Source organism: Curtobacterium sp. MCJR17_020, from assembly GCF_003234365.2.
Classification (GTDB): domain Bacteria; phylum Actinomycetota; class Actinomycetes; order Actinomycetales; family Microbacteriaceae; genus Curtobacterium.
Genome location: NZ_CP126260.1, coordinates 3,592,058 through 3,616,002, shown reverse-complemented (window position 1 = coordinate 3,616,002; position 23,945 = coordinate 3,592,058). Strand labels below are relative to the sequence as shown.

26 protein-coding genes are annotated in these 23,945 nt (G+C 71.0%); 18 read left to right on the top strand and 8 right to left on the bottom strand.

Annotation, left to right across the window (positions count from 1 at the left end):
- Positions 1–63 precede the first annotated feature (63 nt).
- Genes rplM through glmM form a run of 3 tightly spaced genes read left to right on the top strand, consistent with a single transcriptional unit; the run spans position 64 to position 2,429 of the window.
- Positions 64–510 carry a 50S ribosomal protein L13 gene (gene rplM, locus DEJ14_RS17220; protein ID WP_071259898.1) on the top strand — a complete coding sequence of 149 codons (447 nt, stop codon included), beginning with the start codon at positions 64–66 and terminating at the stop codon, positions 508–510.
- A 37-nt stretch (positions 511–547) separates the two neighbouring features.
- Entirely contained in the window at positions 548–1,033 is a 486-nt protein-coding gene (gene rpsI, locus DEJ14_RS17215; RefSeq protein WP_111083442.1) for a 30S ribosomal protein S9, read from the top strand.
- 22 nt (positions 1,034–1,055) lie between these two features.
- Positions 1,056–2,429: a phosphoglucosamine mutase gene (gene glmM / locus DEJ14_RS17210; protein ID WP_111083441.1), complete on the top strand. Its 1,374-nt coding sequence runs from the start codon at positions 1,056–1,058 to the stop codon at positions 2,427–2,429.
- Between the two features lie 137 nt (positions 2,430–2,566).
- Here glmM and coaA read toward each other — a convergent pair whose 3' ends face one another.
- Positions 2,567–3,511, bottom strand: coding sequence for a type I pantothenate kinase (gene coaA / locus DEJ14_RS17205; protein WP_111083440.1), 945 nt, complete (start codon positions 3,509–3,511; stop codon positions 2,567–2,569).
- 105 nt (positions 3,512–3,616) lie between these two features.
- Positions 3,617–4,102, bottom strand: coding sequence for a glutathione peroxidase (locus DEJ14_RS17200; RefSeq protein ID WP_111083439.1), 486 nt, complete (start codon positions 4,100–4,102; stop codon positions 3,617–3,619).
- A 70-nt stretch (positions 4,103–4,172) separates the two neighbouring features.
- On the opposite strand from DEJ14_RS17200, the gene glmS reads away from it, so the two are divergent.
- The 8 genes from glmS to DEJ14_RS17160 all read left to right on the top strand — a co-directional run bounded on the left by glmS (position 4,173) and on the right by DEJ14_RS17160 (position 10,855).
- A complete protein-coding gene (gene glmS / locus DEJ14_RS17195; protein ID WP_111083438.1) occupies positions 4,173–6,020 on the top strand; it encodes a glutamine--fructose-6-phosphate transaminase (isomerizing) in 1,848 nt (615 codons plus the stop codon).
- 7 nt (positions 6,021–6,027) lie between these two features.
- Complete coding sequence (locus tag DEJ14_RS17190) at positions 6,028–6,402, top strand: holo-ACP synthase (protein WP_111083437.1); 375 nt, start codon at positions 6,028–6,030, stop codon at positions 6,400–6,402.
- Complete coding sequence (gene alr / locus DEJ14_RS17185) at positions 6,399–7,502, top strand: alanine racemase (RefSeq protein ID WP_258373124.1); 1,104 nt, start codon at positions 6,399–6,401, stop codon at positions 7,500–7,502. Before DEJ14_RS17190 ends, alr (DEJ14_RS17185) begins: the two co-directional genes overlap by 4 nt.
- Complete coding sequence (gene alr / locus DEJ14_RS17180; RefSeq protein ID WP_181437354.1) at positions 7,499–8,665, top strand: alanine racemase; 1,167 nt, start codon at positions 7,499–7,501, stop codon at positions 8,663–8,665. The genes alr (DEJ14_RS17185) and alr (DEJ14_RS17180) overlap by 4 nt, the downstream gene beginning before the upstream one ends.
- Positions 8,662–9,180 (top strand): tRNA (adenosine(37)-N6)-threonylcarbamoyltransferase complex ATPase subunit type 1 TsaE, encoded by a 519-nt coding sequence (tsaE, locus tag DEJ14_RS17175; protein WP_258373123.1) that lies wholly within the window; start codon positions 8,662–8,664, stop codon positions 9,178–9,180. Before alr (DEJ14_RS17180) ends, tsaE begins: the two co-directional genes overlap by 4 nt.
- Positions 9,181–9,191: 11 nt before the next feature.
- Entirely contained in the window at positions 9,192–9,662 is a 471-nt protein-coding gene (locus DEJ14_RS17170) for a GNAT family N-acetyltransferase (RefSeq protein WP_111083436.1), read from the top strand.
- Positions 9,663–9,726: 64 nt separating this feature from the next.
- Complete coding sequence (locus DEJ14_RS17165; protein ID WP_111083435.1) at positions 9,727–10,335, top strand: NAD(P)H-dependent oxidoreductase; 609 nt, start codon at positions 9,727–9,729, stop codon at positions 10,333–10,335.
- A gap of 37 nt (positions 10,336–10,372) precedes the next feature.
- Positions 10,373–10,855, top strand: a complete 483-nt coding sequence (locus DEJ14_RS17160) for a hypothetical protein (RefSeq protein WP_146249641.1) — start codon at positions 10,373–10,375, stop codon at positions 10,853–10,855.
- 41 nt (positions 10,856–10,896) lie between these two features.
- On the opposite strand, the gene DEJ14_RS17155 is transcribed toward DEJ14_RS17160, so the two are convergent.
- Positions 10,897–11,934, bottom strand: a complete 1,038-nt coding sequence (locus DEJ14_RS17155; RefSeq protein ID WP_284179771.1) for an AI-2E family transporter — start codon at positions 11,932–11,934, stop codon at positions 10,897–10,899.
- A 202-nt stretch (positions 11,935–12,136) separates the two neighbouring features.
- Positions 12,137–12,658 carry a hypothetical protein gene (locus tag DEJ14_RS17150; RefSeq protein WP_181437353.1) on the bottom strand — a complete coding sequence of 174 codons (522 nt, stop codon included), beginning with the start codon at positions 12,656–12,658 and terminating at the stop codon, positions 12,137–12,139.
- Positions 12,659–12,756: 98 nt separating this feature from the next.
- Between DEJ14_RS17150 and tsaB the strand changes: the two genes are divergently transcribed.
- The 4 genes from tsaB to DEJ14_RS19535 all read left to right on the top strand — a co-directional run bounded on the left by tsaB (position 12,757) and on the right by DEJ14_RS19535 (position 15,884).
- Entirely contained in the window at positions 12,757–13,392 is a 636-nt protein-coding gene (gene tsaB / locus DEJ14_RS17145; RefSeq protein ID WP_111083432.1) for a tRNA (adenosine(37)-N6)-threonylcarbamoyltransferase complex dimerization subunit type 1 TsaB, read from the top strand.
- A 2-nt stretch (positions 13,393–13,394) separates the two neighbouring features.
- Positions 13,395–13,958: a ribosomal protein S18-alanine N-acetyltransferase gene (rimI, locus tag DEJ14_RS17140; protein ID WP_349775261.1), complete on the top strand. Its 564-nt coding sequence runs from the start codon at positions 13,395–13,397 to the stop codon at positions 13,956–13,958.
- Positions 13,945–15,000 (top strand): tRNA (adenosine(37)-N6)-threonylcarbamoyltransferase complex transferase subunit TsaD, encoded by a 1,056-nt coding sequence (tsaD, locus tag DEJ14_RS17135; RefSeq protein WP_111083431.1) that lies wholly within the window; start codon positions 13,945–13,947, stop codon positions 14,998–15,000. Before rimI ends, tsaD begins: the two co-directional genes overlap by 14 nt.
- An 89-nt stretch (positions 15,001–15,089) precedes the next feature.
- Positions 15,090–15,884 (top strand): DUF4190 domain-containing protein, encoded by a 795-nt coding sequence (locus tag DEJ14_RS19535; protein ID WP_111083430.1) that lies wholly within the window; start codon positions 15,090–15,092, stop codon positions 15,882–15,884.
- Here DEJ14_RS19535 and DEJ14_RS17120 read toward each other — a convergent pair.
- Positions 15,877–17,067 carry a class I SAM-dependent methyltransferase gene (locus DEJ14_RS17120; RefSeq protein ID WP_111083429.1) on the bottom strand — a complete coding sequence of 397 codons (1,191 nt, stop codon included), beginning with the start codon at positions 17,065–17,067 and terminating at the stop codon, positions 15,877–15,879. The genes DEJ14_RS19535 and DEJ14_RS17120 overlap by 8 nt on opposite strands.
- A gap of 160 nt (positions 17,068–17,227) precedes the next feature.
- On the opposite strand from DEJ14_RS17120, the gene groES reads away from it, so the two are divergent.
- Positions 17,228–17,524 (top strand): co-chaperone GroES, encoded by a 297-nt coding sequence (gene groES / locus DEJ14_RS17115; protein WP_110893972.1) that lies wholly within the window; start codon positions 17,228–17,230, stop codon positions 17,522–17,524.
- A 154-nt stretch (positions 17,525–17,678) separates the two neighbouring features.
- Positions 17,679–18,641 carry an EamA family transporter RarD gene (gene rarD, locus DEJ14_RS17110; RefSeq protein WP_181437351.1) on the top strand — a complete coding sequence of 321 codons (963 nt, stop codon included), beginning with the start codon at positions 17,679–17,681 and terminating at the stop codon, positions 18,639–18,641.
- 164 nt (positions 18,642–18,805) lie between these two features.
- Here rarD and DEJ14_RS17105 read toward each other — a convergent pair whose 3' ends face one another.
- From DEJ14_RS17105 to guaB, 3 genes are all read right to left on the bottom strand, one after another.
- A complete protein-coding gene (locus DEJ14_RS17105; RefSeq protein ID WP_111083428.1) occupies positions 18,806–20,137 on the bottom strand; it encodes an ABC transporter substrate-binding protein in 1,332 nt (443 codons plus the stop codon).
- A gap of 191 nt (positions 20,138–20,328) precedes the next feature.
- On the bottom strand, positions 20,329–20,712 hold the full coding sequence (locus DEJ14_RS17100; protein WP_111083427.1) for a VOC family protein: 384 nt from the start codon (positions 20,710–20,712) through the stop codon (positions 20,329–20,331).
- A gap of 74 nt (positions 20,713–20,786) precedes the next feature.
- Positions 20,787–22,289 carry an IMP dehydrogenase gene (guaB, locus tag DEJ14_RS17095; RefSeq protein WP_111083426.1) on the bottom strand — a complete coding sequence of 501 codons (1,503 nt, stop codon included), beginning with the start codon at positions 22,287–22,289 and terminating at the stop codon, positions 20,787–20,789.
- A 336-nt stretch (positions 22,290–22,625) separates the two neighbouring features.
- Between guaB and DEJ14_RS17090 the strand changes: the two genes are divergently transcribed.
- Positions 22,626–23,936, top strand: coding sequence for a branched-chain amino acid ABC transporter permease (locus DEJ14_RS17090; protein WP_111083425.1), 1,311 nt, complete (start codon positions 22,626–22,628; stop codon positions 23,934–23,936).
- The last annotated feature ends 9 nt before the right edge of the window (positions 23,937–23,945 follow it).

Sequence of the window (23,945 nt, the reverse complement as noted above, 5' to 3'; positions counted from 1 at the left end):
CGGGGAACCCCGACCGGAGTGGGATTCACGGACTCCTCACCTCGACACGAAAGCAGCACTCCTGTGACTCGCACGTTCTCACCGAAGCCGGCAGACGTCCAGCACGACTGGATCGTCATCGACGCGACCGATGTCGTCCTCGGCCGTCTCGCCACCCACGCCGCGGCGCTCCTGCGCGGCAAGCACAAGGCCACCTTCGCCCAGCACATGGACATGGGTGACTACGTCATCATCGTGAACGCCGACAAGGTCGCCCTGACCGGTTCGAAGCTCGCGAAGAAGGTCTACTACCGCCACTCGGGGTACCCGGGCGGCCTGACGGCGACCTCCTACCCGGAGATGCTCGAGAAGCACCCCACCCGCGCCGTCGAGAAGGCGATCCGCGGCATGCTGCCGAAGAACACCCTCGGTCGCGAGCAGCTCAAGAAGCTGAAGGTCTACGCCGGCGCGGAGCACCCGCACTCCGCGCAGCAGCCCAAGGCGTACATCTTCGACCAGGTCGCACAGTAGTTCCGGCCACGACGACTTCAAGGACATAGAGAAACTCATGGCTCAGATCGCTGATTCCCTCGACCAGACCCCGGAGAGCTTCACCACGGAGAGCGCACCCGCCGCTGCCGAGGCTGCTCCCCGTCAGATCCTCAACGTCTCCGGCGGTGCCGTCGGGCGCCGCAAGGAGGCCATCGCGCGCGTTCGCCTCGTTCCGGGCTCCGGCACGTTCGTCGTGAACGGTCGCTCGCTCGAGGACTACTTCCCGAACAAGCTGCACCAGCAGCTCATCAACGACCCGTTCAAGGTCCTCGAGCTCCTCGGCTCGTACGACGTCGTCGCCCGCATCACCGGTGGTGGCCCCTCGGGTCAGGCCGGCGCACTCCGCCTCGCCATCGCCCGCACCCTGAACGAGATCGACCGCGAGAACAACCGCGCGACCCTCAAGAAGGCCGGCTTCCTCACCCGTGACGCCCGCGTCATCGAGCGCAAGAAGGCCGGTCTCAAGAAGGCCCGCAAGGCGTCGCAGTTCTCGAAGCGCTAGTCGTCACCGGCTGAAGATCGCAATGCCGCGTCTGTTCGGTACCGACGGGGTTCGTGGTCTCGCCAACGGCGAGCTGACGGCCGCGCTCGCACTGGGTCTTGCCCAGGCGAGCGCGGCCGTCCTCACACACGGACACCATGCCGACGCCCGCCGGGCGTCCGGTCGACCGCGCCCGCGCGCGGTCCTGGCGCGCGACCCGCGCGTCTCCGGCGAGTTCCTCGGGTCCGCTGTCGCGGCCGGGCTCGCCTCCGCCGGCGTCGACGTGCTCGACGCCGGGGTCATCCCCACCCCCGCTGCGGCGTTCCTCGTCGCGGACATCGACGCCGACTTCGGCGTGATGATCTCCGCGTCGCACAACCCCGCCCCGGACAACGGGATCAAGTTCTTCGCCACGGGTGGTCGGAAGCTGCCGGACGAGGTCGAGGACCGCATCGAAGCGGCCATGCACGACCACTCCGCGCCGACCCCCACCGGCATCGACGTCGGTCGGATCACCCGGTTCGCCGACGCCGAGGACCGTTACGTCGTCCACCTGCTCGGCACGCTGCCGCACCGGCTCTCTGGGCTCCACGTCGTGCTCGACTGCGCCAACGGTGCTGCCGCCGGCGTCTCGCCCGAGGTGTTCGTGAACGCCGGGGCCCGCGTGACGCTCATCGGCGCCGAGCCCGACGGTTGGAACATCAACGACGGCGTCGGCTCGACCCACATCGACAACCTGTCCCGCGCCGTCCTGGCTGCCGGTGCCGACGTCGGCATCGCGCACGACGGCGACGCCGACCGCTGCCTTGCGGTGGACGCCGCCGGCAACGCCATCGACGGTGACCAGATCATGGCGATCCTGGCGCTGTCGCTGCAGGAGCGCGGCCGCCTGAAGGACGACACCCTCGTCGCGACGGTCATGTCCAACCTCGGGCTCAAGCGCGCCATGGCCGACGCGGGCATCACCGTGATCGAGGCCGGCGTCGGCGACCGCTACGTGCTCGAGAAGATGAACGAGGGCGACTACTCCATCGGCGGCGAGCAGTCCGGCCACATCATCTTCAACGAGTACGCCACCACGGGCGACGGCATCCTGACCGGGCTGCACCTGGTCGCCGAGATGGCGCGCACCGGGAAGTCGCTGCAGGAGCTCGCCTCGTGCATGACGGTGTTCCCGCAGGTGCTGCTCAACGTGCGCGGGGTCGATCGGCACGGGCTGGCCGACCAGGGCGTGCAGGACGCCGTGGCCGCGGCGTCGGCGGCCCTCGGCGACACCGGTCGCGTGCTGCTCCGTCCGTCGGGCACCGAGCCGGTCGTGCGCGTGATGGTCGAGGCCGCCTCGCAGGACGACGCCCAGCGCATCGCCGAGGAGCTCGCCGCCGTCGTGCAGGAGCGCCTGGCGCTCGACGCCGCGTAGGGGGCTCGGAGGGCGGGGCCGTGCTTGCGCTGCGCGCCGCTTGCGCCGCGCAGCCTGCGCTCGCGCCCCGCTGCGGTCGTTGCGCCCCGACTCTTCGGGGCGCGTCGACCGTACCGGGGCGCAATCCCGCGCCCGCGCTAGATCTTGCGGAGCAGGACCGAGTTCACCTTGTGGTCGGCGGCCTTCTTCAGCACCAGGGTCGCGCGGGACCGGGTCGGCAGGACGTTCTCGAGCAGGTTCGGCTCGTTGATCGCCCGCCAGACCTGGGTCGCCGTCTGCACAGCGTCCGCTCGGGAGAGGCTCGCGAACCGGTGGAAGAACGAGTCCGGGCTCGAGAACGCCTCTTCCTGCAGGGCCAGGAACCGGTCGACGTACCAGGCCTCGATGTCCTTGGTCTTGGCGTCGACGTAGATCGTGAAGTCGAACAGGTCGGACAGCGCGAGCCGCCCGTGCACCGGCGGGGCGAGCACGTTCAGGCCCTCGACGATGAGGATGTCCGGCTGGCGGACGACGATCTCGGCATCCGGCACGATGTCGTAGACCAGGTGCGAGTAGTACGGCGCCCGGACCTCGGTCGCGCCGCTCTTCACCTGGCTGACGAACCGCAGCAGGGAGCGACGGTCGTAGGACTCCGGGAAGCCCTTGCGGTCCATGATCCCGCGACGTTCGAGCTCGGCGTTCGGGTACAGGAAGCCGTCGGTGGTCACCAGTTCGACCCGCGGGGTGTCCGGCCAACGCTTCGTCAGCTCGCGGAGCAGTCGGGCGACGGTCGACTTGCCGACGGCGACGGACCCGGCGACGCCGATCACGAACGGCGTGCGTCCGGCGCGGTCACCCAGGAACGCCGATGTCGACGCGTGCAGGTTCCGTGCGCCGGCGGCGTAGAGCGTCAGCAGTCGCGACAGCGGGAGGTAGACCTCCTGCACCTCCTGCATGTCCAACCGGTCGCCGAGACCGCGCAGCTGCACGATCTCGGTCTCGGTGAGCGACAGGTGCTCCTTGGGTGCGAGCTGCGACCACTCGTGCCGCGGGATCTCCACGAACGGGGTCGGGTGCGCGACGGCGGTCTCCGGGATCGGCATGGGGACGAGCGTACAGACGGGAGGCCCGGGGTACGTGAGCCGGTCGGCTCACGTACCCCGGGCCTCCCGTCCAGTGCTCGGTGCGTGTCCGCAGGACGCGACGCGTCAGGCGGGCAGGGCGGCCTCGATGGCCGCGATCACCTCGGGGGCGTCCGGCTTCGTGGTCGGACGGAAGCGCGAGACGGTGCCGTCGGGTGCGACGAGGAACTTCTCGAAGTTCCAGCTCACGCGGCCGGCCTTGCCGTCCGCGTCCGGGGTCTCCTTGAGCGCCTGGTAGAGCGGGTGGGCGCTCTTGCCGTTGACCTTGACCTTCTCGGACATCGGGAAGGTGACGCCCCACGTGGTGGAGCAGTACTCGTCGATGGCCTCGGACGAGCCGAGCTCCTGCAGGAACTGGTTGCTCGGGAACCCGAGGACCGTGAAGCCCCGAGGGCCGTACTGCTTCTGGAGGGCCTCGAGCTGCTCGTACTGCGGGGCGAGGCCGCACCGCGACGCCACGTTCACGACCAGCACCGCCTTGTCCGCGAACGAGCCGAACGTGGTGTCCTCGCCGTGCAGCGTGGTGATGGCGATGTCGTCGAAGCGTCCCATGGCCGAAACGTTATCCCCAGCCCTGCTGCTTCGCAGGGTGCGCGCTCAGGCAGACCGTAGGATCGCTTCCATGTGTGGAATCGTCGGCTACGTCGGCAGCAACAGCAGCCAGGACGTCCTCCTCGGTGGCCTCCGTCGCCTCGAGTACCGCGGCTACGACTCGGCGGGCATCGCCGTGGTCGACCCCGCGGGGGACCTCGTCTCCGCCAAGAAGGCGGGCAAGCTCCAGGCCCTCGTCGACGAGCTCGAGTCGTCGCCGATCCCGGACGGCACCACGGGCATCGGGCACACCCGCTGGGCAACCCACGGTGGCCCGACCGATGGCAACGCGCACCCGCACCTGGCCGACGGCGACAAGCTCGCCCTCATCCACAACGGCATCATCGAGAACTTCTCCGAGCTGCGCGCCGAACTGCAGGCCGAGGGCATCGAGTTCCGCAGCGAGACCGACTCCGAGGTCGCCGCGCACCTGGTCGGTCGGGCGTTCCGCGAGACCGGTGACCTGACCGCCGCCATGCAGCAGGCCGTGCAGCGACTGGACGGGGCGTTCACGCTCCTCGTCGTGCACGCCGACCAGCCCGGCGTCGTCGTCGGCGCCCGTCGCAACTCCCCGCTCGTGGTCGGCCTCGGCGACGGCGAGAACTTCATGGGCTCGGACGTCGCCGCGTTCGTCGCGTACACGCAGCGTGCGCTGTCGATCGGGCAGGACGAGATCGCCACGATCCGCCCCGACGGCGTCGACGTCATCCGCTTCGACGGCACCCCGGCCACGCCGAGCGAGTTCGAGGTGAACTGGGACGCCTCCGCCGCCGACAAGGGCGGGTGGTCCTCGTTCATGGCGAAGGAGATCAGCGAGGAGCCCGAGGCCGTCGCCAAGACGATCCTCGGCCGCGTCCACGACGGCGCCGTCACCCTGACCGACCTCGACCCGATCGCCGAGCGCCTGGCCACGGTCGACCGCGTCATCGTGATCGCCTGCGGCACCGCTGCGTACGCCGGCATCCTCGGCAAGTACGCCATCGAGCAGTGGGCCCGCATCCCGGTCGAGGTCGAGCTCGCGCACGAGTTCCGCTACCGCGACCCGGTGCTGAACGACCGCACGCTCGTCGTCTCGATCAGCCAGTCCGGCGAGACCATGGACACGCTGATGGCCGTCAAGTACGCCCGCGAGCAGGGCGCGCAGGTCCTGTCGATCTGCAACACCCAGGGCGCGACCATCCCGCGCGAGTCCGACGCCGTGATCTACACGCACGCCGGACCCGAGGTCGCCGTGGCCTCGACGAAGGCCTTCATCGCCCAGGGCGTCGCGCTGTACCTGCTCGGACTGCACCTGGCCACCCTGCGCGGCACGCTCACGACCGAGCAGATCGCGGAGCAGGTCGCGGAGCTCGAGGGCCTCGCCCCGAAGTTGCAGCAGACCATCGACGACGCCGCCGGCATCAAGGACCTCGCGCGTTGGATGGCGGACACCCGCAGCGTCCTGTTCCTCGGCCGCCACGTCGGCTACCCGATCGCGCTCGAGGGTGCGCTCAAGCTCAAGGAACTCGCGTACATCCACGCCGAGGGCTTCGCCGCCGGTGAGCTCAAGCACGGCCCGATCGCGCTCATCGAGCCTGGCCAGATCGTCTTCGTCATCGTGCCGTCCCCGCGTGACCCGCGCTCGCTGCACCCGAAGGTCGTCTCGAACATCCAGGAGATCCGCGCCCGCGGTGCACGGGTGATCGCCATCGCGGAAGAGGGCGACGCAGCCGTGCTGCCCTTCGCGGACGAGGTCCTGCGGATCCCGCTCGCGACCCCGCTGTTCGAGCCGCTGCTCGCCGTGGCGCCGCTGCACATGTTCGGCATGGAGCTCGCCGCGGCCAAGGGCCTCGACGTGGACCAGCCGCGCAACCTCGCGAAGTCGGTCACCGTCGAGTAGTCGCACGATGATCATCGGCATCGGGGTCGACGTGGTGGACCTGGAGCGGTTCGAGCGGGTGCTGTCGCGCACGCCGGCGATGCGTACGCGGCTGTTCACCCCGGCCGAGCAGGTCCGTGACGGCGAACCACGGCCGATCGCGTCACTCGCGGCACGGTTCGCGGCGAAGGAGGCCCTGATCAAGGCCTTCGGGTCCAGCGCGGGGCTCAGCTGGCAGGACCTCGAGGTCGTGTCGGACGACCAGCGCAACCCGTCGCTGACGCTGCACCAACAGGCGCGACAGGTGGCGGATGCGCGTGGCGTGATGAGCGTGCACCTGTCGCTCTCGCATGATGGAGGGATCGCGACCGCGTTCGTGGTCCTGGAGGGGACGGTTCAGTGAGTGCGTTCACCGGGATGACGGTCGACCGTGAGGCCCTGATCGAGAACTACGCGACGATCGCCGAGCAGGTCGCACCGTCCGGTGTCATCGCGGTGGTCAAGGCCAACGCCTACGGCCACGGCGCGCTCGACGCCGCTCGGGCCTTCGTGGACGCCGGTGCCGAGTGGCTCGGCGTCGCGGACATCGACGAAGCCGTCGCCCTCCGTCAGGGTGGCATCGACGAGGACGTCCGGATCCTCGCGTGGCTGCACGCCCCCGACGAGGACTTCCGCCGCGCGGCGCAGTACGACATCACCCCGGCGGTGTCGAGCGTCGAGCAGCTGTCGGCCGCTGCCGATTCCGAGGTCGGCGCCGTGCACATCTGCGTCGACACCGGCCTGAGTCGCAACGGTGCAGTCGAGTCCGAATGGGCCGAGCTGTTCACCACCGCCGGGGCCCTGGCGAGGGGCGGCAACCGCACCCGTGTCGAGGGGCTGATGTCGCACCTGTCCAACGCGTCGCGCACGGACGACCTCGACCAGGACGCCGCACTGCAGCGCGCGCTCGACGGCCTCGCCGCGAACGGGATCGTGCCCGACCTGGTGCACCTCGCCGCGAGTGCCGCGAGCATCGCCGTGCCGGAGACGCGCCGCGACCTGTCCCGCGTCGGACTCGCCCTGTACGGCCTGAGCCCGTTCGCCGATCGCACCTCCGCCGACCTCGGCCTCCGGCCGGCCATGCGTGTGACCGCTGCCGTGCTCCGCACCGTCGACGTCCGCGCCGGCGAGGGCGTGTCCTACGGCTACACCTGGCGGGCGTCGACCGACACCCGCCTCGCGGTCATCGGTCTCGGGTACGCCGACGGCTTCGACCGCGACTTCGGCAACCGGGTCTCGGTCCGGATCGGCGACCGCACGTTCCCGGTGGTCGGACGGGTCGCGATGAACGCCATGCACGTCGACGTCGGCGACGCCGACGTCAGCATCGGCGACGAAGCCGTGCTCTGGGGCGACCCGGCGAACGGCGACCCCGCGGTCGAGGACTGGGCCGCCGCGATCGGCACCATCAACTACGAGGTGGTCGCCCGGGTCGGCCACAGCGTGCACCGGAGGACGACGTGAGCTCCGCACCCCTGCGCCAGGCACGGATCGACCTGGACGCCTACCGCGCGAACCTCGACCTGGTCCGCGAGTGGATGGACCCCGTCGCGGTCATGGCGATCATGAAGGCCGACGCCTACGGGCACGGCCTCGAACCGATCGCGCTCGCCGCGGTGGACGCCGGCATCCGGTGGATCGGTGTGCTCACGGTCCCCGCGGCCCTGCGCCTGCGGTCGATCGGCGTCGGCGAGGACGTTCACCTGTTCACCTGGCAGCACGACCCGGACCTCGACTTCCGCGACGCCATCGACTCGGCTGTCGACCTCGGCGTCTCGAACGTCGCCGAGCTGCAGCGCATCGTCGACGCCGTCGACCAGCGCCCGGCCCGGGTGCACCTCGGCGTCGACTCCGGGCTGCACCGCGACGGCGCGACCCCGGCGGACTGGCCCGCACTCGTCGAGCTCGCCCGCGACGCCCAGCGGAACGGCCGCATCGAGGTCGTCGCCGCGTACACGCACCTGGCCGAGTCGTCCGACCACGAGGACAGTGCCGCAGTCGCCGTGTTCGACGCCGCGATCGAGATCGCGGAGGACCTGGGGCTCGACGTCCCGATGGAGCACGTCGCCGCATCGCTCGCCGGCTTGGAGCGCAAGGAGTTCCGCAAGGACATGGTCCGGATGGGTGCGAACCTGTTCGGCATCCCCGGCGCCGACGGTGTCTCGGCCGCCGACCTCGGGCTCGAACCCGTGATGACCCTGACGGCCTCGGTCGCCAAGACGAAGCGGGTCCCCGTCGACACCGGCGTCTCGTACGACTACACGTACCGCACCACCTCGGAGACCACCCTCGCGCTCGTGCCCGTCGGGTACGCGGACGGCGTCCCGCGTCTGGCGCAGGGCCGCGTCGAGGTCGCGATCGGCGGCAAGCGCTACCCGATCGCCGGCCGTGTCGCGATGGACCAGTTCCTCGTCGACGTCGGCGACGACGACGTGCAGACCGGTGACACCGTGACGCTGTTCGGCACCGGCGAGCACGACGAGATGACGGTCCTCGACTGGGGCCGTTCGCTCGGCACCATCGGCGAGGAGATCGTCTGCCGCATCGGGACCCGCGTGCCTCGGTTCTACGAGGGCCACGACATCGAGGGACGCGTCGGGGAGTACCTGCGGGGCGACCAGTCGTGACCGAGGCCGCACACGTCCTGCTCGACACGGCCATCGACGGCACCGACGCGATGGGCGAGCTCGGAGCGCGGTTGGCCGCTGTCCTGCGTGCCGGTGACCTGGTCGTGCTCACCGGGCCGCTCGGTGCCGGCAAGACGACACTGACCCGAGGGCTCGGCGCTGCACTCGGCGCGCGCGGCCAGGTGTCCAGCCCGACCTTCGTCCTCGCCCGGACGCACCCGACCACGGCCGGCCCGGACCTGGTGCACGTCGACGCCTACCGGCTGTCGGACCCGGTCGAGCTCGACGACCTCGACCTCGACTGGGACGCCGCGATCGTCGTCGTCGAGTGGGGCCGCGGCATGGTCGACGGCATCAGCGACAACGTGCTCGACGTCGAGATCACGCGGGCGACCGGCGCGGACGCGGCCGACCGCGGGGCCGACGAGGACCTCGATCCCGACGACGTGCCCGACGAGCCGCGCCGGGTCGTCGTCACCGCGACGGGGCCGCGCTGGACGGGCGTCGACCTCTGACCCTGCAGCGCGTGGACACCGGTGCGGTCGACGACCTCCGCACCTTCCTCGTCGGTGCCGACCTGACCGTTGCCGGGCTCGACCGTGCTGGCCTCGGCCCTGCCGGTCTCGAGCCGACCGTCCGGCTGTGGGTCGACCGTGCCGACGACGGCCATGTGGTCGGCAGCACCGGGTACGAGACGAGCGCCGACGGTGTCCACGTGCTCGTCCGCAGCGTGGCGGTGGCGCCGCACCTGCGGGGGCTCGGCCACGGCACCCGGCTCGCACGCTTCGCCGTCGACCACGCCGCGGCCACGGGCGCGGGACGGGCGTGGCTGTTCTCGCGGCGCTCCGGTCCGTTCTGGCAGTCGCTCGGGTTCGCCCCCGCCGACCGCGACGACCTGGCGGCCGCCCTGACCGACACGCACCAGGTCCGGTCATTCCGGCGGACTGGGCAGCTCGCGCACGAGGTCGCCTGGTCCCTCGACCTGACCGCGGTGTGAGCCGGCACGGCCGGGCGACAGCGGGCGTCCCGGTGCCGCCCAGCCGGCTCCGGGAGGATGCGGTGTGCCGACGCTCATCGTGACCGCCCACCCGGACCCCGACTCGCTCACGCACCACCTCGCGGCTCGCCTGCGGGACGCCCTGCCGGCCGGGACGGTCGAGACCGCCGACCTGGCGGCCGAGGGGTTCGACCCGCGCTTCACGCTGGCCGACCGGCACACCTACCGGACCGGGACGGACGCCCCGTCCGACGTCGTCGCCGAGCGGCAGCGCATCGACCGCGCCACCGACCTCGTCCTCGTGTTCCCGGTCTGGTGGTGGTCCGTGCCCGCGGTGCTCAAGGGGTGGATCGACCGCGTGTTCGTGAACGGCTGGGCGTTCGACGTCGACCCGGACGGCGGCGTCCGTCGAGCGCTCGGACGGCTCACCGTCCACCTGGTGCCGATCGCGGGCGACGACGCCGGCGTGTACGAACGGCACGGCTACGCCGAGGCGCTCCGGACGCAGGTCGAGCACGGGATCGTCGACTTCTGCGGTGCCCGCCGGGGCGCCACCGTGTTCGTGCACGACTCCGAGACCGAGGACGCCGAGGCCCGTGAGCGCGCGGTCGCGGCGGCGGTGGAGGGTGTCCGCCGAGCGGTCGTCGACCGTGCACCGGCCGGCGACCGGTAGCCTCGTCGCAGATCTGGTCAGCGCGAACGGGGGAACCATGCGCATCGTCCTCGACACCGGCGGCTTCAGCGACGTGGAGGTCGGCACGGTGGACCGTGACGACACCGAGTTGGTGTTCCGGTCGCCCGCAGGAGCGGTCGTGGCACGCCATCCGATGACCGCCGTCGCCTGTCTGGACGTCCGGGCGACCGGCCCGCTGTCGACGCCGGCGCCGGCCGTCGCCACGACGTCCGGAGTGGACGACCCGTCGTCCCCACTGGTGGTCCGGGCTGCACCGACCGGCAACCCGCAGGTCGACGCTGCTCGGCTCGACCGGCCCGCCGCCTACGCGCCGTGGACGCCGCAGGAGGACACCGGGCTCGAGGCGATGACGGCGGCGGGGATGTCCGTGGCGGACGTCGCGATCGTCCTGCGTCGCCAGGACGGCGGTGTGCGGTCACGGCTGCGGCACCTCCGCGAGGCAGCGGACGAGGCCGCGACGGGCGCGACGTCGCCCACCAGCACGGTCCGTTTCGACTAGCCGCCACGTCCCGCACCTCCGCCACGCGGCCCCGCGTCGGCTCAGCCGACCGGGACCGTCTCGCGACGCTTCTGCTGCCAGGGGGTGGCCGGTGCGTCCTCGCCGTTCCAGACCTGCACGACGCCCCAGCCGGCTGCGATGAGCGGGACCGCGAGCAGCGCACCCGTCACCCCGCCGAGCACGGTGCCCGCCGTCAGCCCGACCAGGATGACGAGGCCGTGCAGTCGCAGGGTCTTGCCCATGAGCACCGGCTGCAGGAAGTTGCCCTCGACCTGGTTGACGAGCACGACGATCGCCACGACGACGACGGCCTTCACCGGGCCGAGTGCGACGAGGGTCACGAGGGCGGCCAGGGTGCCGGCGATCGGGGCGCCGATCATCGGGATGAACGAGGTCACGAAGGCCACCACGGCGAGCGGGATCGTCAGCGGGACGCCGAGCACGGCGAGTCCGCTGCCGATCGCGAGCGCGTCGAAGGCGGCGACGGCGGCGGTCCCGCGCACGTACCCGCCGAGCGTCGTCACCACGCGGTCGCCGATCCGACGGGCTCGGTCGTACTGGTCGCCGGTGAACGGGCGGAGCAGGAATTCCCACAGCGCCGGGCCGTCCTTGAGGAAGAAGAACAGGATGACCGCGGTGAGCACCGCCCCGGTCACGAAGTTCGTCACCGCGGAGATGCCGGCGATCGCCCCGGCTCCGAACCGGGCGCTCGTGACGAAGTCGACGACGCCGGACACCGCGTCCTCGATCTGCCCGTCGGTCACCCGGACGGGCAGCTCGTGCAGGAGGTCCTGCAGTTGTTGTAACCCGTCGACCGCCGAGGCCTGCAGCATCGGCCACTGACCGGCGAACGTCGAGACGAGCAGCCACAGGACACCGGCGCCCGCGGCGAGGACGGCCACGAACGCGATCGAGGTCGCCAGCATCGAGGGCACCCCGTGCCGGCGCAGCCAGGCGACCAGGGGGTGCAGCGCCGACGCGATGATGAGCGCGAGGAGCAGGGGGATCGTGACGAGGCTGAGCGTCGTCGCGGCGGTCACGATCGCGCCGAGCACCACGACGATCACGACCGTCTGCATGCAGCGGACCGCGAGCCGCCCGTAGGGGTCGGTCCAGGTGCTCGGTTGGACGGACGTGGGCGCGGGGGAGCGGCGCAGGTGCATGGCGGGGTCTTCCGGTTGGTGCCGACGGGACCCGCACGACCGTACCCGGCGGGCCGCACCTGCCGCGCGGATCCGGTCCCCCGGGGTCAGCAGTCGGTGTCGAGGTGCGTGCCGCTCGTCACTGTTCGACGCGCCGTGTTGCCTCGCGCCGGTCGAGCTCGGCGAGCAGCGTCGCCGTGTTGCGGAGCACCCGCGGGGTGGTCACGACGGTGGCGACGAGCGCCGCGACGAAGAGCGCCGCACCGAACCAGAACACCGGTTGGCCGGTGACGGCGAGCCAGACGGCGAGGGCGGTCGCGGGAACGTACGAGACCGGCGCGGTCCACCGGAGCGGCTGGTGGAGCCGCTGGCGCGCGAGCAACGCCTGCCGCCATCCCGCGGTGTCCGCATCCGGCGGCAGCGTGCCGGTCCGCACCGCCCTGCCGAACGCAGGCCGCTGCGCGACGTCGCCGTGTGTGCGCCGGACCCGCCCGACCCACGACCCCATGAAGACCCCGAAGAAGGCGCCGGCCGCCAGGGAGATCAGCGCTCGCGGTCCGGCCCCGAGTTGCGGCATGGTCAGGAAGGTCGACCCGAACCACGCGGCGGCGAACGCGACGCCCACGACGACGCCCGCTGCCCAGACCGGCTTCTGCTGCATCCACCCCACGGCACCGAGCCTGCCACCGGCACCCGCACGACCGGTGGGAGCGGGATCGCGACGGAGCTCCCTGCCCCCGCGCCGCCTACGATGGACGGGTGCTCCTCGCCATCGACACCTCCGCCGGAACGTCCGTGGCCGTCGTCGACCCGGCCACCGGCACGCCCCTCGCGACCCGTGACACCGAGGACAGCCGCCGGCACGCCGAGGTGATCGGCCCGTTCCTGGCCGAGGCGCTCGCCGAGGCCGGCATCACCGGCGCGGACGTCACGGGCGTCGTCGCCGGCATGGGCCCCGGCCCGTTCACCGGTCTGCGCGTCGGCATCGCCGCCGCCCGCACCTTCGCCGCCGCGGTCGGCGTGCCCGTCCTGCCGCTCGTCAGCCACGACGCGGTCGCGGCCGACGAGCGCGACGGTCGACGGGACGGACCGTTCGTCGTCCTGACGGACGCTCGCCGGCGCGAGGTCTACTGGAGCGCGTACGACCAGACCGGCACGCGCGTTGCGGGTCCGGGTCTCGCCAGGCCCGCCGATCTCGACGAGGCGATCCGTGCCTCCCGGCCCGAAGCGGTGGGCTGGGACCGCGTGACGGCCCTGTCCATCCCTGCTTGGAGGCTCGGATCACTCGCCGCGGACCGCCTGCGGTCCGGCGCGGGGTTCGACCAGGACACCCCCCTCTACCTGCGGGAACCCGACGTCACGGTGCCGGGCGCGCCGAAACGGGTGAAGCAGTGACGGTGCCGGACGGGCTCCGCCTGCGGCGGGCGCATCCGCAGGACCTCGACGACATCATGTGGCTCGAGCACGTCTCGTTCCCGACGGACGCCTGGTCGGCGTCGCAGATGTCGGGCGAGCTGTACTCGCCGCACGGGTACTACATCGTGATCGAGACCGTCGACGACTCGGCTGCGCCGTCGGTCGTCGGGTACGCCGGACTGTCCTCGTTGGCGGGCAACCCGGTCGCCGACGTGCAGACCATCGCGGTCGCAGCCGAGCAGCGCGGCAAGGGACTCGGGCGGGTGCTCTTCACGGAGCTCCTCGACGAGGCCCGTCGCCGCGGTGTGCGCGAGGTGTTCCTCGAGGTCCGCGCCGACAACCCCGTCGCGCAGTCGATGTACACGGCCTTCGGGTTCGAGCACATCGCGACCCGGCCGCGGTACTACCAGCCGGACGGCGTCGACGCGTGGGTGATGCGAGCGGAGCTGCCGGTCGCAGCAGACGCGGCGCCGACGCCGACGCCGACGCCGACGACGTCGACCGTCGGCCCGATCGGACAGGAGGCGCTCGATGAGCGTGGCTGAACCACTGGTGCTCGGCATCGAGACGAGCTGTGACGAGACCGGCGTGGGCATCGTGCGGGGGAGCACCCTGCTCGCGAACGTCATCGCGTCGAGCATGGACGAGCACGCCCGGTACGGCGGCGTCGTGCCCGAGGTCGCCGCGCGGGCGCACCTCGAGGCGATGACCCCGACGTTGCACGAGGCCCTCGAGCGGGCCGGGGTCACCCTCGACGAACTCGACGCCGTCGCGGTCACCGCCGGGCCGGGTCTGGCGGGTGCGCTCATGGTCGGGGTCGGTGCCGCGAAGGCGCTCGCCGTCGCCACCGGCAAGCCCCTGTACGGCGTGAACCACCTGGTCGGGCACGTCGGCGCCGACGTCCTGCGCACGGACGGCAGTGACATCGAGCTGCCGACGATCGCACTGCTGGTGTCCGGCGGACACACCTCGCTGCTGCTCGTGAAGGACCTGGTCGGCGACGTCGAACTGCTCGGCGAGACCATCGACGACGCCGCGGGTGAAGCGTTCGACAAGGTCGCGCGGCTGCTCGGCCTGCCGTACCCCGGTGGGCCGCAGATCGACCGGGCCGCGGCGGACGGCGACCCGAAGGCAATCCGGTTCCCCCGCGGCCTGACGCTGCCGAAGGACCTGGCCGCGCACCGGTACGACTTCTCGTTCTCGGGGCTGAAGACCGCCGTCGCCCGCTGGGTCGAGCGCTGCCGCGACGAAGGGCGCGAGGTCCCCGTGGCCGACGTCGCGGCGAGCTTCCGCGAAGCCGTCGTCGACGTCCTGCTGACCAAGGCCCTGAACGCCTGCCGCGACACCGGCGTCGACCGACTGCTGCTCGGTGGCGGTGTGGTCGCGAACGCCCGGCTGCGGCAGGTCGCCGAGGAGCGGTGCGCCGCCGCGGGGGTGCAGCTGCGGATCCCGCCGTTCGACCTGTGCACGGACAACGGTGCCATGATCGCGGCCGTCGGCGCACGCCTGGTCGCCGAGGGGCACGCGCCGAGCGACCTCGGGATCGCGGCCGACTCGACGTTGCCGGTGACGACCGTCCAGGTCTGAACCGTCCGGGCCCCGACCGGTCGGCCCTCGGGCGCCTGTGGGAGGATTCACGTGGCGTCGGAGAGACCGGGCGCCGAGAGGGGTGGACGGTGTCCGATCAGAACGAGTGGCCGAAGCCGGGCGAGACGACGCCGGGCGGCACGAACGGCGGGCAGCCCGACGGGACGCCCGCACCGGACGCACCGCAGGCTCCTGATGCACCGCAGGCCCCGTCGGCTCCGGAGCAGCCGCAGCAGTCGAACCCGTACGGCCAGCAGCACCCGTCGAACCCGTACGCGGCGCCGCAGCAGCAGAACCCCTACGGGCAGCCGCAGCAGTCCAACCCGTACGGCCAGCAGCAGCCGTCGAACCCGTACGGCCAGCCGCAGCCGTCGAACCCGTACGCGGCTCCGCAGCAGCAGAACCCGTACTCGGCACCACAGGCGCCGCAGGACCCGTACGGCGCCGCCCAGAACCCGTACGGCCAGCAGAACCCGTACGCGCAGCAGCAGGGCGGCCAGAACCCCTACGCGCAGCCGCAGCAGCAGCCGTACGCGCCCGCGGGTGCCTACGGTACGACGGCGTACCAGCCCTACGCGCAGCGCCCGAAGACGAACACGCTGGCGATCCTCTCGATCGTGTTCGGTCTCGCCGCCGTCCCGATGTGGTTCATCGCGATCCTGCTCGGCCCGGCCGGCGCGATCCTCGGCCACGTCGCGCTCCGCAAGATCAAGCAGAACGGTGAGGCCGGCCGAGCGCTCGCCCTGACCGGCATCATCGCCGGCTGGGTGATGACCGGCATCTGGCTGATCTGGATCGCCTTCATCATCTTCCTCGGCGTGATCGGCCAGAGCTCGTACCCCACGTACGACTACGACTCGGGCACCGGCGCGTTCCTCAGCTGAGCCGCTCGCACAGGATCGCGCTGTGCCGGCCCTCGAGCCGGGTGAGCACGAGCGTGACGCGACCGGTCCCGCGCAGCCGCAGCCGCTTGCGGAACTGTGCAGGATCGACGTCCACGCCTCGCTTCTTGATCTCGACGGTGCCGATGCCGTCGGCGGCGAGTCGCGCTGACAGGCGCTTCACGTCGAGCGGCATGGTGTCGAGCACCCGGAAGCCCTGGGCGAAGGGCGTGGTCGCGGCGCGGTCCGAGGTGACGTACGCGATCCCGTCGGAGAGCATGTGGCCGTCCAGGGTGCGGGCGAGGTCGCCGATGAGCCGTGCGCGGATGACGGCGCCGTCCGGCTCGTACAGGTAGGCCCCGAACGGCCCCACCTCGGCGTCCTCGGCGTCTGCCGGGCCGGTCATCTCGGCGATGCCGTGCGCACCGATCACCGTGGCGGCACGGCGGATCCCCGGCCGGGCGAGGGGCCCGAACCACAGCGCGAGCTCGACGACCTCGCGGTCGACGGACGTCCACTGCGCCTCGGCGGTGTCCGGGATCAGGTCGCGATCGATGCCCGGCCCGAGCTTCACGCCGGTCGGGGTGTGCGTGGCGGCCGCGAACACGGTGTCGAGCGAGGGGGACCAGTCGTCCGGGTCGGCCAGTCGGCGGGTGTCGGAGTGGCCGCTCGTCCGACGTGCCGGGTCCATCCAGACGCCGTCCACCGAACCGAGGTCGAAGGTCGCTGCGTCGCCCAGTTCGACCCGGGCGTTCGGCCACACTGCGAGGTTGTGCGTGGCGACCGCCGCGGTGACCTCGTCACGGTCGACCGCCGTGACGTCGAGGTCGAGGGCCGCCATCGCCATCGCGTCGCCGCCGATCCCGCACCCGAGGTCGGCGACCCGGGTCAGCCCGGCCGCGGCGAAGCGCCCGGCGTGCTGGGCGGCGACCTGCAGGCGCGTGGCCTGCTCGAGTCCGGCCTCGGTGAAGAGCATGCGCGCGGCGAAGTCGCCGAACTTGCCACGGGCCTTGAGCCGGAGCTTGGCCTGGGTCAGGACCGCCGCGACGAGCTGCGGGTCGTGCCCCTCGGCTCGGAGCCGCGACACCACCCGGACGATCTCGCCGCCGTCCGAGACGCCGGGGGTACGGTCGAGCAGGGCCATCCCGTCAGGGGTCAGCAGTGCGGCGAGTTCGGCGGCTTCCATGTCCCGATCCTCCCAGGTGCTGGATGTTCCCCTGATGTGCTGGCACTCGGATTGACCGAGTGCCAATGGCCCCCTAGAGTTGGCGTTGGCACTCTCCTCTGCGTAGTGCCAACCCGGTTTTCATCTGTACCGAGTCCGTACCGAGAAAGAAGAGGTCACCGTGGCCGTCAGCATCAAGCCGCTCGAGGATCGCATCGTCATCCGCCAGGTCGAGGCAGAGCAGACCACCGCATCCGGTCTGGTCATCCCCGACACCGCGAAGGAGAAGCCCCAGGAGGGCGAGGTCGTCGCCGTGGGCCCCGGTCGCATCGACGACAACGGCAACCGCGTCCCGCTCGACGTCGCCGTGGGTGACAAGGTCATCTACTCCAAGTACGGCGGAACCGAGGTCAAGTACTCGGGCGAGGACCTGCTGGTCCTGTCGGCCCGTGACGTCCTCGCGGTCGTCGTCAACTGAGTCCAGTACTCCACACGAACGCCCCGTTCGGCCTGTCGGCCGGCGGGGCGTTCGTGCGTCTGCGGGCTCCCGGCGGGTCCGTCGCGTGCCCGCGCTCCGACCGGGAGGCCCGTGGCACGCCCGGCCCGTCGGTGGCCGTTCCTAGGATGGTTCCGTGAGTGAACCGAGTCCCGCGCGACCCGTCCGCAGCGAGGCATCCGTCGGCGTGGTGCAGGCGATCATCGCGTACGGGCTCTGGGGACTCATGCCCCTGCTCTTCGCGGCGATGGCCCCGGCCGGCGCGTTCGAGATCGTCGCCTGGCGCATCGTCTTCGGGCTGGTGTTCTGCGCGGTGGCGATCGCCGTCACCCGCTCGTGGCTCCGCACCCGAACCCTGATGGCGCAGCGGCGGGTGATGGCCGTGATGGGCCTGGCCGCGGTCCTCATCCTGGTGAACTGGACCGTGTACGTCCTGGCGACCACGACCGGCCACACCGTCGAGGCCGCGCTCGGGTACTTCATCAACCCCCTGGTCACGATCGCGCTCGGCGTCGTCGTGCTCCGCGAACGCCTGCGGCCGGCGCAGTGGGCCGCGGTCGGCATCAGCGTCGTGGCGGTCGTCGTGATCGCCGTGGGCTACGGCCAGGTGCCGTGGATCTCGCTCGTGCTCGCCTGCTCGTTCGGCCTGTACGGCCTGGTGAAGAAGCGGGTCGGCGGCACCGTCGACGCGCTGAGCGGTCTGACGATCGAGACCGTGTGGCTGCTGCCGATCGCGGTCGTGGCGCTGGTCGTGCTCGGCGCGACGGGGCTCGGCGGCGGCGTGACGTTCACGAGCGAAGGCTGGGTGCACGTCCTGGTGACGGTGCTCACCGGCCCGGCGACAGCCGTCCCGCTCCTGCTCTTCGCGTCCTCGGCGCGTCGGGTGAGCCTGTCGACCCTCGGGTTGACGCAGTACCTGGCGCCCGTGATGCAGCTGCTCGTCGGTGTGGTGGTGCAGCACGAGGCCATGCCGCCCGCGCGCTGGTTCGGCTTCGGGATCGTGTGGTTGGCGCTCGTGGTGCTGACGGCGGACTCGTTCGCCGCCGCGCGGGCGTCCCGTCGCCGAGCGCTCGCACCTGCTCCGGCCGAGCCGGCCTGACGGACGCACCCCGGGCCTCCAGTCCGTCTGTCCGCGCCGCGCCTGGCCCGAGTCTCGGCGTGTGCGACAGTTCTCGCGTGCGCGACACCGAGAAACGTCGCTGGGCCCGAGTCTCGGCTCCGTGAAGCCGAGACTCGGGCCCAGAGTGGGACCGGTAGTGGTGGTTACTTCTTGACCGCGCCCTGGATGGCGCTCTGGTAGACGGGCTTGTTGGCACCGTCGAACTTGTAGATGCCGATGTAGGCGCTCGACGGGTCGTTGTTGTCGTCGAACGGACCGATGCCGGACGGGCCGGTGTAGTGGATGTCCTTGCCGTCGTCGAGGAGTGCAACGCACTCCTTGAACGTGGCGCACTCGGTGCCGCCGTCCGCGCCGGAGACCGCGGCCATGTTGGCCTGGATGGTGCCCGAGTCGGTGCCCTTGCCCTTCACCGCAGCGAGGGCTGCGAGGACGGTGGCGTCGTAGGACTCCGCCGCGTACGAGTAGTCGGCGAGCGTCTTGTTCGACGACTCCTTGTAGAAGGCGGACAGTTGCTTCTTGAAGTCGTCCTTCGGCGAGGCACCGGGGATGGTGCCCTGGGCGCCGGTCAGGGTGCCCTTGTCGAAGTCCTTCGAGTAGTCGGCCGTGTTGCCGTCGGACATGTAGATCTTCGCCGTGTTCCCCTGCGAGACGAGCTCCGGGATGATCGACTTCGTCTCGTCGAAGGCCAGGACGACGATCGCGTCCGGCTTGGCTGCGAGTGCGGCCGTCACCTCGGACGAGAACGTGGTCTGACCGGGCGGGAACTCCTGGCCCTCGCCCTTGCCGCCGTAGACGACCTGGCCACCGGAGGCCTCGACCGCGGACTGCACCGAGTTGCGGAGGCCCGTGCCGTAGGTGTCGTTGAAGACGAGGAACGCGACCTTGGCGTTGCCGTCACCGGTCACGAGCTGACCGAGCGCCGAACCCTGCACCGAGTCCGGCGGAGCGGTCCGGTAGTAGTACGACGAGTAGCCGGAGAGGTCGCTCGCGGTGTTCGCGGGCGAGATCTCGACGATGCAGTTGCTGGTGAGCTGGTCGATGACGTTGAGCGTGACCGACGAGGACTCGGCGCCGATCGCGACCGGGACCTTCGCGTTCACGAGCTTCGTCGCGGCCGAGCTCGACACGGTCATGTCGTTGCTGTCGCCCGAGTCCGTCGCCGGGTCGATGGTGACGTCCTTGTCGAGGACGCCGCCCGCGGCGTTGATGTCCTTGACCGCGAGGCCGACGCCGGACTCGGCCGGCGGGTTCAGGTACGCCAGCGAACCGGTGAGCGGCAGGATCGTGCCGATCTTCAGCGCGTCGGTGCTGGGGGTGTCGGGGGCCTTGCAGCTGGCGGCGGGGTCCTTCTTCGCACCGCTCGACGCCGAGCTGGACGGGGAGTCGCCGCTGCTGGTGGTGGAACACGCGGCGAGCAGGACGGCTACTGCGCCTGCCAACGCCAGTGCCGTGGTGGCACGGGTGGTTCTGATCATCCGTGGAGCCCTTTCTCTGCGCGGAGGCCGTGCCGCTTCGGGTCGAACGCGGCGCCTCCACTGGATGTCGAGAAACGTAAGGTCCATGTGTTTCGCCCGTGTGACGGGGCGGTACGCAAAAGTGTTTCGTTACCGAGCCGTGATGTTCCTGTGCGGAGGATCAGGGATCGGCACCCCGGACCGGCTCCGCGTCAGCCGTCGAGTTCAGCCACGGAACGCAGCACGCAGAACTCGTTGCCCTCCGGATCCGCGAACACGACCCAGCCGCCGTCGTCGTTCCGGAGGTCGGCGAGCTCGGTCGCACCGATGCCCCGCAGCCGCTCGACCTCGGCATCGCGCGTGCGGTCGGTGGGGCGCAGGTCGAAGTGGATCCGGTTCTTCACGGACTTCGCCTCGGGGACCTGGATGAACAGCACCTGGTGCGAGCCGTCGGGTGCGGTGATCATGCACTCCTCGTGCCCGGGGCCGTTCGGGTCGTCGTCGATGTCGACGTAGCCGAGGACCTGCTTCCACCACTCCGACAGGGCGAAGGCGTCACGGCAGTCGATCGTGGTGTGGGAGACGGCGCTGACCATGCCGTGACACTACTGCCGGCGGACGACGAACGCCCCGCTCCGGTGGGGAGCGGGGCGTTCGGGGTGCAGTCGGCTCAGCTGCGGTAGTTCGGCGCCTCGACGACCATCTGGACGTCGTGCGGGTGCGACTCCTTGAGCCCGGCAGCCGTGATGCGGACGAACTTGCCGCGGGCCTTGAGCTCCGGGATCGTGCGGCCGCCGACGTAGAACATCGACTGCCGGAGTCCACCGGTGAGCTGGTAGACGACGTTGCCGACCGAGCCGCGGTAGGGCACCTGGCCCTCGATGCCCTCGGGGATCAGCTTGTCGTCGTTCGGGACGTCCGCCTGGAAGTAGCGGTCCTTCGAGTACGAGGTCTTCTTGCCGCGGGTCTGCAGTGCACCCAGGGAGCCCATCCCGCGGTACGCCTTGAACTGCTTGCCGCCCACGAAGACCAGGTCGCCGGGGGACTCGTCGGTGCCGGCCAGCAGCGAACCGAGCATGACGGTGTCGGCACCGGCCACCAGGGCCTTGGCGATGTCACCCGAGTACTGCAGGCCACCGTCGGCGATGATCGGCACGCCGGCCTCGCGCGCAGCGAGGGACGCCTCGTACACGGCGGTGACCTGCGGGACGCCGACGCCGGCGACGACGCGGGTGGTGCAGATCGAGCCGGGCCCGACGCCCACCTTGACGGCGTCGACACCGGCGTCGATGAGCGCCTGCGCACCGGCACGCGTCGCGACGTTGCCGCCGATGACGTCGATGTCCGCGAAGGACGGGTCGGCCTTGAGACGACGCACCATGTCGAGCACGCCTTCGCTCTCGCCGTTGGCGGTGTCGACCACGAGCACGTCGACGCCCGCGTCGCGCAGGGCCTCGGCACGCTGCCAGGCGTCGCCGAAGAAGCCGATCGCGGCACCGACGCGCAGTCGGCCCTCGTCGTCCTTGGTGGCGTCCGGGTACTGCTCGCTCTTGTCGAAGTCCTTGACGGTGATGAGACCGCGGAGCTTGCCGTCGGCGTCCACCAACGGCAGCTTCTCGATCTTGTGCTGCGCGAAGATCGCGATGGCTTCTTCGGGGTCGATGCCCTCCATCGCGGTGATCAGCGGCGCCTTGGTCATGACGTCACGCACGAAGGTGGTCGACTGCTCGAACGTCGCCACGAACCGCATGTCGCGGTTGGTGATGATGCCGACGAGGGTGCCGTCCGCCTCGACCACGGGCAGGCCGGAGACGCGGAACTGACCGCAGATCGCGTCGACCTCGGCCACGGTGGCGTCCGGGGTGGTGGTCACCGGGTTGGTGATCATGCCCGACTCGGAGCGCTTGACCTTGTCGACGTAGGCCGCCTGGTCCTCGATGGAGAGGTTGCGGTGCAGGATCCCGATGCCGCCCTGCCGCGCCATGGCGATGGCCATGCGGGCTTCGGTGACGGTGTCCATCGCCGCGGAGAGCAGCGGGACGTTGACGGAGATCCGCCTGGTGAGCCGGGACGCGGTGGACGCCTCGCTCGGGATGACGTCGGTGTGCCCCGGCAGGAGCATGACGTCGTCGTACGTGAGTCCGATGAATCCGAACGGATCCGGCTGGTCCATGGGTCCCCTTCGTGGGCGAGTGAAGTGGTCGAGACACCGAGAACGCAACGGCGGGTTCCGGATAGGACATGGTAACGCGCGTGGGCCGTCCCGCTATTCCGCGTTCCGCCTGGGGGAACGGATCGCGCCCCCGTCGGACGCGTTCCTCCACAACGTCACAGTTCGGGTACGAATCACACAGGGAACGTGTTGGAAACACGGGTGTCACAAAATCCCCATAGGTTCCTCGTCATCCGAACGAGAGGCTCTTCCGTGGGATCCATCACTCCTCCGGGACGGGCGCAGCCGCGTCTGTTCCGCCTCCGCCAGGCGCGACGTCGACCGGTCCTCGCGGCCGTGCTCGTCGCCGCGTTCCTGGCGACCTTCCTGATCGACTGGGCGGTCACCCTGCCGGCCTTCAGCGCCACGTCGGCACCGGCGACCAGTCAGGCCTGCACCGTCAGCCCGACGAACGGGTGCATCCAGGGCACGATCACCGACTCCGAGCGGGAACCGGCCGAGGACGTCGACGTCGACGTCGCCGGGCCCGGTGGCTTCGCCGAGACCGCCACCACGAACGCCGACGGCCGCTGGTCGGTCAGCGTCGACGAGGCCGGCGAGTACACCGTGAGCGTCGACCAGGACACCCTGCCGAAGGGCCAGTACCTGACGAACGCGGCGGACGCGGAACGCAAGGTCCAGGCGACCCTGAACGCCAACGTCGGGCAGATCTTCCAGCTGTCCGACCAGAAGGGCGCCACCACCACGACGGACTCGTCGAGCGTCAGCCCGCAACGGGCCTGGCAGCAGTTCGCCTCGGGGATCCGCCTCGGCCTGCTCATCGCGCTGGCGTCGATCGGTCTCTCGCTCATCTACGGCACGACGGGGCTGTCGAGCTTCTCGCACGGCGAGCAGGTCACCCTCGGCGGGCTGCTGGCCTACGTGTTCGCGAACCAGCTCGGCTGGAACATCTGGGTGACCGGCATCGTCGTCACGCTGCTGTGCGCGGCCACCGGGTACCTGCAGGACGCCGGGATCTGGCGGCCGCTCCGGCGCAAGCGGATCAGCCTCACGCAGCTCATGATCGTGACGATCGGTCTGTCGATCGCCGCCCAGTACGCGTTCCAGTACTTCTTCGGAGCAGCGACCGTCCGGATCCAGCAGGGCAACCCCGAGACCGTCCGGTTCGCCGGGGTCACGCTCACGGTGCAGTCCTACGTGGCGATGGGCATCGCGCTGGTCGTCCTGATCGCCACCGGCCTGTTCCTGGCGAAGACCCGTTTCGGCCGGGCCACCCGAGCAGTGTCGGACAACCCGGCGCTCGCCGCGGCGTCCGGCATCGACGTCGACCGGGTCATCCGGTTCGTGTGGACGCTCGCCGCGGGTCTCGCCGGCCTGTCCGGCGTGATGCTCGGCCTGGTGCTCAACGGCGTGAACTGGCAGACCGGCCTGCAGCTGCTCCTGCTCATGTTCGCCTCGGTGACGCTCGGCGGTCTCGGGACGGCCTACGGCGCGCTGGTCGGGTCGATGATCATCGGCGTCGTCGTCGAGCTCACGAACCTCGTGCTCCCCGGTGACTTCAAGTACGCCACCGCCCTCGTCATCCTCATCCTCATCCTGCTGTTCCGGCCGCAGGGCATCTTCGGCCGCGCCGAGCGGGTCGGCTAAGGGAGCACG

Bases quoted from the DNA above. Each gene is read 5' to 3' on its own strand.
- DEJ14_RS17105 (WP_111083428.1), bottom strand. From the start codon at position 20,137: ATGATCAGAACCACCCGTGCCACCACGGCACTGGCGTTGGCAGGCGCA.
- coaA (WP_111083440.1), bottom strand. From the start codon at position 3,511: ATGCCGATCCCGGAGACCGCCGTCGCGCACCCGACCCCGTTCGTGGAG.
- tsaD (WP_111083431.1), top strand. From the start codon at position 13,945: ATGAGCGTGGCTGAACCACTGGTGCTCGGCATCGAGACGAGCTGTGAC.
- glmM (WP_111083441.1), top strand. From the start codon at position 1,056: ATGCCGCGTCTGTTCGGTACCGACGGGGTTCGTGGTCTCGCCAACGGC.
- DEJ14_RS17120 (WP_111083429.1), bottom strand. From the start codon at position 17,067: ATGGAAGCCGCCGAACTCGCCGCACTGCTGACCCCTGACGGGATGGCC.
- DEJ14_RS17190 (WP_111083437.1), top strand. From the start codon at position 6,028: ATGATCATCGGCATCGGGGTCGACGTGGTGGACCTGGAGCGGTTCGAG.
- DEJ14_RS17100 (WP_111083427.1), bottom strand. From the start codon at position 20,712: ATGGTCAGCGCCGTCTCCCACACCACGATCGACTGCCGTGACGCCTTC.
- DEJ14_RS17155 (WP_284179771.1), bottom strand. From the start codon at position 11,934: ATGCAGACGGTCGTGATCGTCGTGGTGCTCGGCGCGATCGTGACCGCC.
- glmS (WP_111083438.1), top strand. From the start codon at position 4,173: ATGTGTGGAATCGTCGGCTACGTCGGCAGCAACAGCAGCCAGGACGTC.
- DEJ14_RS17200 (WP_111083439.1), bottom strand. From the start codon at position 4,102: ATGGGACGCTTCGACGACATCGCCATCACCACGCTGCACGGCGAGGAC.
- DEJ14_RS17150 (WP_181437353.1), bottom strand. From the start codon at position 12,658: ATGCAGCAGAAGCCGGTCTGGGCAGCGGGCGTCGTCGTGGGCGTCGCG.
- guaB (WP_111083426.1), bottom strand. From the start codon at position 22,289: ATGGACCAGCCGGATCCGTTCGGATTCATCGGACTCACGTACGACGAC.
- DEJ14_RS17160 (WP_146249641.1), top strand. From the start codon at position 10,373: ATGCGCATCGTCCTCGACACCGGCGGCTTCAGCGACGTGGAGGTCGGC.
- rpsI (WP_111083442.1), top strand. From the start codon at position 548: ATGGCTCAGATCGCTGATTCCCTCGACCAGACCCCGGAGAGCTTCACC.